This is a genomic window from Kitasatospora sp. NBC_00240 (genome assembly GCF_026342405.1).
Classification (GTDB): domain Bacteria; phylum Actinomycetota; class Actinomycetes; order Streptomycetales; family Streptomycetaceae; genus Kitasatospora.
In genome coordinates this window covers 1-5736 of the sequence record NZ_JAPEMU010000008.1, presented here as the reverse complement: position 1 = coordinate 5736, position 5736 = coordinate 1, and the positions used below count along the sequence as shown (strand labels likewise).

4 protein-coding genes are annotated in these 5736 nt (G+C 72.2%); all 4 read right to left on the bottom strand.

The genetic code is table 11. From position 1 onward, the window contains the following. Positions 1-74: 74 nt before the first annotated feature. Genes OG689_RS44685 through OG689_RS44670 form a run of 4 tightly spaced genes read right to left on the bottom strand, consistent with a single transcriptional unit; the run spans position 75 to position 5598 of the window. Positions 75-1295 carry a TniQ family protein gene (locus OG689_RS44685; RefSeq protein ID WP_266329391.1) on the bottom strand — a complete coding sequence of 407 codons (1221 nt, stop codon included), beginning with the start codon at positions 1293-1295 and terminating at the stop codon, positions 75-77. 1 nt (position 1296) lies between these two features. Beyond that, complete coding sequence (locus tag OG689_RS44680) at positions 1297-2565, bottom strand: AAA family ATPase (protein ID WP_266329390.1); 1269 nt, start codon at positions 2563-2565, stop codon at positions 1297-1299. Next, entirely contained in the window at positions 2558-4753 is a 2196-nt protein-coding gene (locus OG689_RS44675; RefSeq protein ID WP_266329389.1) for a transposase, read from the bottom strand. Before OG689_RS44675 ends, OG689_RS44680 begins: the two co-directional genes overlap by 8 nt. Further along, positions 4750-5598 (bottom strand): TnsA-like heteromeric transposase endonuclease subunit, encoded by an 849-nt coding sequence (locus OG689_RS44670; RefSeq protein ID WP_266329388.1) that lies wholly within the window; start codon positions 5596-5598, stop codon positions 4750-4752. The genes OG689_RS44675 and OG689_RS44670 overlap by 4 nt, the downstream gene beginning before the upstream one ends. Between the last annotated feature and the right edge of the window lie 138 nt (positions 5599-5736).

The following is a 5736-nucleotide window of genomic DNA, read 5'->3' as shown; positions in this document are numbered from 1 at the left end:
GTGTGCCTGTGCACGATAGTTGGCCAACTGTGCAGGCTAGTTGGCCAGACTGTGCAGCGTTGTTGGCCAGACGCTCAGACGCGAGTGAGGCCAGGAACCCGTTCGAGACGCTGGGTTGTGGTGGCTGTGTCGGGGGCCCGGCGGGCGGGTCTGAGAAGGACGGCCTGGAGCGGGAGAGAGGTGCCGGGCGCCCGGCGGATGTTGTAGCTGACGGACTGGTTGCGGTAGCGGGCCTCTTCCGCCAGCGGTTCCAGAACGGCTGCTGCTGCGACCTCGTCCGGACTGCTTAGGAGCCGGGCCGCCAGCTCGAACACGGCGCCGGCAACGAGTGGATCCGTCGGCGGGTCCGAGTAGGCCCGACCGGCGAGAGATCCTCTGGCCGCTCGGAGCCTGCTGAAGGCGGTGTGCCGGCGGTCGGCCTCCGGGTCGATGGCCTGGGCGAGCGTGGGTGTGGCGACGAGAGGTCTCGCCTCTGGCCAGCTCATGAAGATCAGTGCCGTGACGGCGCGCAGATCGGTGAAGTACTGGGCGGTGGGGACTTCCCATCCGATGCTGCCGACCGTGGTGGGGCCGTCATGGTCCAGCAGCGACTGGATGTGCTCCTGGGCTGAGCTGAGAGCCTGGCGCGTCTGCGGGGAGAGGCGCCGGAAGTCGTTGCTCTCGGCCTGGGTGAGGTCGGCTCCGCAGGCCGGGCGGACGCTGCGGGTCTTGCCCGCCGACTCCAAGCTCCCTCGGCACTGGGTGGGGTGGAGGCCGTCGTCGTTCGGCCGGCCGATGAGGCTGTTCGTGCCGCCGGCCTGGACCGGGGATCCGCAGTCGGGGCATGAGTCCCGCAGGAGCCGGCGGTGCGGCGGGCAGGTGAAGGCGACTGGGAGGCGCCAGGTTCTGCGCCAGGTGCCTCCGTGCAGGTTCTGGATCTCGCTTCCGTCTCCGGTGAGGCAGTCGGGGCAGTAGCGGATGTTTTCGGTGAACGCCCACGGACCGTCGGCTGCCGCTGCCGTGCGCGTGGTCGCCAGCGGTCCGTAGCGGGTGCCGATCGGTGCCATCAGCAGGCCGCTGACCTCGGCCGGGTCGAGTCGGGTGATGCGGCCAAAGTGCTGGGCCCGCTCGGTGTCCAGCTCCAGGGCGAGGCGGACCGGAATGCGGACGATCTTCGCGTCGCCGGCGGCGAGGCCGGTTCGCCGCAGCATCCGGAGGGGGTCGACGTGGTGACGGTGGGCCAGCCGGAGCAGGTAGCCGGACAGGGTCTCGTCGTCCAGCGGGTCCAGGCTCAGCAGCAGTGGAGGGAGGGTCATTTCACTCGCCCGCGGCTCGGTCCCCGTGGTCGTCGAAGACGGTGTTGCGGGGCTTGGCGCGCCGACGTTGTCCTGGGACAACCGGGGCCGGGACAACCGTCGCGGGCGGGATGTCCGGGATCTCACCCGCGTCGGGGTCACGGTCGGGGAAGTTGCCCAGGCCGATGTTGACCTCCGCCAGCAGTTGCGGCGTGAGCCGCTCCGCGCCGGTGCGCATGGCGTGGTCGCATCCGTCCACGATCAGGCGCTTCAGCAGGCCGACGATTCCGTTGGTTCGGGCGAACAGGTACTCGGGCATGCCGCCGCCGGTCAGCATGCCTTCGTGCCCGTGCAGCAGTCGCAGCTGGACCTCGATGCCGGCGAGGTGGCTCATCCAGGCCGCGATCCCGACGTTGGTGCCGTAGTCGAACGGGTCGAGTCCGATCAGGTCGAAGCGCCGCTCGGTCTGGGTGGCAGCCTCGTCCAGGAAGGTGCGGCGGCCGTTGCCGGGCATGACGATCCTGCCGGTGCGGCGGTTGTGCCGCCCTTCCCGCAGCAGGCCCGACCCGGGGATGTCCACCCCGATCAGGACGAGCGTGACGTTCATGTCCATCAGGTCCCGCACCAGGTCGAGGGTGTCCTGGTCGTCCTCCCGGTGCATCCGCAGGCGCGTGATGTCGTCCAGGATCAGCACGGTGGAGCAGTGCGCTTTCAGCTGGTCGCGGACCGCGCGGACCGACAGGTGCAGCGTCTTGGGGTGCGGCGCCCCGAAGAAGTCGAGGATCGCCTGGCACAGTCCCTTCGGGGTCGCCCGCACCGGTGTCTTGCAGTAGACCACCGGGGCCAGCAGGTCCCTGGTCCCCGCGATCGGCGGCCGTTTCGGCGCCACCTGCGGGCCGAGGTCGCGCCAGAGGCCCTCGAACTCGGCGGCGGCGTCGCAGGCGGTGGCGGTCTTGCCCTGGAAGCCTCCACCGCTGATCATCAGGCCGTCGCGGGTGCCGGGTTCGCGGTCCAGCGCGTTGTTGCGCATCCGGCTGTCCATCAGCGCGGCGACCCGGTCACTCATCGGGGTCCGCTGGAGCGTCAGGTTCACGTGGGTCGCGGCGCGGTGCAGGTCGTTCAGAGCCCGCGCGCGCGGGCCGAGCGCCGCGTGCTCGGCGGCCGTCAGCCGGGGCGCGGGCGAGAAGGTGCCGCGTGCGAGGCGCCAGTCCTGCCAGCCTTCGAAGGTCGTGCGGTCGGGCGCCGAACCGAAGCCGAACAGCGGTAGGGGGTTGATCGTCAGGTCAGTCATCTGGTTGTCCCTCGTCGTCGGGCGGCAGGGCAAAGAGGTCACGGGTGCGGTGGCCGCCGAGCGGACCGGGCAGCGGCGGGGGTCCGGGCACTGCCTGCTCGCGGCGGCGCCGCCGGTCCTCGTCCACGGCCCGCGCGACTTGGTCGCGCCGCAGCACGACCACCTCGGCGGGCGCGGTCGGCTTCGTGCCTTGCCGCGGCCGGCGCCGGTCGCGCTCGGCGGTCAGGGCGCGGCTCTCTTCCCGGGCCTGGCCCGCCCGGCGCCGCTTGCCGCCGGCTTCCTTCGCCGCCCGGCCCGGCCATCGCTCCACCGGGGCGTGCTCGTCCAGCAGGTCCAGGAGCACCGGCAGCAGGTCGCGGTCATCGACGGGGACGAGCCCGCTGTCGCGGGCCAGGGCGATCATCTCGTCGACCTTCGCGTCGGAGAACGGCGGGATCTCGCCCTCGGGCGGCAGGCCGGTCCACCGCAGCGGGTGCCAGTCGCCGGTGGCCGGGTCCTCGAAGAACACCTCGCGGCGGTCGCGCGGGTCGTGCCGGATCCGCCACAGGCCGGGGTGCCGGCCTCGCCGCTGCGAGGGCTTGCCCCGGTAGTCGTCCACGGCGGGGCCGTCGTACCAAAGGCTTCTGATCTTCACGCCGCGCTTGCGGTGGATCTTGACGTAGCTGGCGGGCAGGACGCCGTAGTAGAGGTCGGAGGAGGGGATCCGCAGGCCGAAGCCGCCCTGCGCGAACGAGGCGGCGAACAGCGTGTTGGGGCTGTGCCGCTCGTTCGGTGCCCAGGGCGGGGCGTGCTCGCCCAGGCGGCGGTTCTGCCAGGTCCCCACGATCCACGTCGCGATCAGGTGTTCCATCTGGGCCAGTGTCAGCACCGCATCGCCCTCCGGATCGGCGCCCCGGTCGGCGACGTCGACACCGCGAAAGCCCGGCAGGGACTCGAACAACAGCGTCTGCGCGGAGAGGAACGCCCGCTCGCACGCCGCCTTGTCGGTCGCCCGCATCATCCGGGCCGGCAGGATGCTGCAGCCCAGCCGCTGCTCGACCTCGACCAGGTGGTGGGACTTGTAGACCGAGCCGTGGTCGGTGGTCACCGTGTCCGGCGCGAAGAACGGCAGGCCGGCCACCTCGTAGCCCGCGAACTCGGCCACCACCGCCGCCGGCACCCCGGGATAGGGCCAGGCCATGTCCTCGCCCCACCCTGGCCGCATCGGCAGCGGCAGCATCACGTCCCTGAGCAGCAGCCCCACATCCACTGCGGTGTCCGAACCCAGGGTGAGGCGGAAGGCGACCAGCGAGCGGGTGAACACGTCCATCGCCCAGGTCAGGTGTGCGCTCACCGCGTCACCGAAGGCGTGCTCACGCAGCAGCACCGGCAGCGGCGTGGTGTCCAGCGCCGCGACCTGGCCCGGCCGGGTGATCAGGATCGACGAGCCGCCCGCGTCGATCGCCGCGGCCGACCGCTGGTAGCGCTGCCGCGTCCCACCCGGTCCGTACCACTCCTGCCAGACCCGCGACAGCGTGGTGTAGCTCGGCACTGCGGTCTGGTCGCCGAACCTGTCCCGGACGTACTGGTGGATCAGCTTCTCCCGGGTGCGCATGCTCACCCGGGAGCGGTGCAGGCACTCGACCCGCACCGCCTCGATCGCCTCCTCCACCTGCACGCTCACCGACGTCCGGCCCGGCGACGTCCGAAACCACCGCCCGTCCGCGCACGCCTCCAGCCGCTGCCCGCCGTCCCGCCACTGCCCGGCCAGGCGTCGCAGCGTCCGCTCGCTGACCTGCTCCAGACCGAGCCGGCCGGCCTCCGCCGGGTGCAGGCCGGCGAGCTCGGCGACCTTGCGGCCCAGCCTCTGCTCCTTCGTCGTCACCAGCGGGTCGTAGCCCTCCCGCGGCTCTCCCGGCTCCGGCCGGGCCGGATCGCCGCTGCGGAAACCGCAGTCCGCTTCCAGGGCGTGCGCCACCCGGATCCGCAGCAGCACCAGCTGGTCCTCGCTCAGGTCCTCGCGCGCCACCGTCGGTCCCGAACCGCCGCGGACCTTCCCCGCCAACAGGCCCAGGGTCCAGACCCGAACCCCGCCATCGGCGCTGACGAGCACCACCTCGCCGGAGGCGGTCAGCACGTCCCGAACGGTCCACTCACCGTCCTCAAGCCGGAGCACGGCCCCGGGCCCGACCTCGACGTGGCCGTTCACCGCGGTGCACCGCCCGCCAGCGCGACGACCGAGCCGTCCCCGAGCGGCTCGGCCAGGTCCACGCCGATCCGCCGATGCCACAAGAGGTGCAGCGCGTGCGCCCGCGCCATCACCGGGTACGGAGTCGCGCGGACCAGGTCGCCGAACGGCATCGCGCCGTCGGCGAGCACCGACACCATGCGCTCCTGCAGGTCCAGCAGGTGGCTCATCGGCCGGGCCTCGGCCCGCAACGCCTCGATGGCACCGCTCACGTGGGGCCGCCAGCCGGCCACGACGCTGTACTGCCAGCCCACCAGGCGGGCCAGTTCCGCTGCCGCCGCGAACCCCGGCCGGTCCACGTCCTTGACCAGGTGCAGCGGCCGGACGTCCACCAGCCACCGGCCGCCCCGCGTCACCACCAGGTAGTCCGGGATGTGGGTCCGGGTGCGGCCCGACGCCCGGTATCGGAGCCGGAACGGCTGCGACAGAACGTCCCGCACCGAGCCCGCGAAGTCCGCCGCCCGCAGGAACCTGCGCTCCTCCAGGCTCTCGAACCCGTGCAACCGGCCGGTCGAGACCAACAGCTCCAGGCCCGGACGGTGGCCCTGCCGCGGATGCCAGCTGAACCCCCGCACCGGGCGGGTCCGCCCGACCGGCACACCCTCCAACTCGGCCACCGGACACACCAGCTCGGCCCCGTCCAGGCACCACGTCGTCGTCCAACGCCGCTTCCACCCCGGCCCGACATCGAGGCCCGCGCCGTCGGTCGGCCCCGGCTCGTACGCGACCAGCAGGTCATCCACCGTGCAGGCCGCCGACCACACCCCCGGACCGAAGCCGGTCTCCCGCGTACTGCTCGCGCTCATACCGCCAGCACAGCACCCGACCAGCACCTACTGAAGGGCAACCTCCCCCAGACACCACGTATGTGGGAACAATCCGGCATACCCACCCGTAGTCCGCCCTGGCCAACTATCGTGCACCGTTTGGCCAACTAGCGTGCA

What these genes read in the sequence shown, in the direction of transcription:
- OG689_RS44685 (WP_266329391.1), bottom strand. Translation starts at nt 1,295, where the DNA reads ATGACCCTCCCTCCACTGCTGCTGAGCCTGGACCCGCTGGACGACGAG.
- OG689_RS44680 (WP_266329390.1), bottom strand. Translation starts at nt 2,565, where the DNA reads ATGACTGACCTGACGATCAACCCCCTACCGCTGTTCGGCTTCGGTTCG.
- OG689_RS44670 (WP_266329388.1), bottom strand. Translation starts at nt 5,598, where the DNA reads ATGAGCGCGAGCAGTACGCGGGAGACCGGCTTCGGTCCGGGGGTGTGG.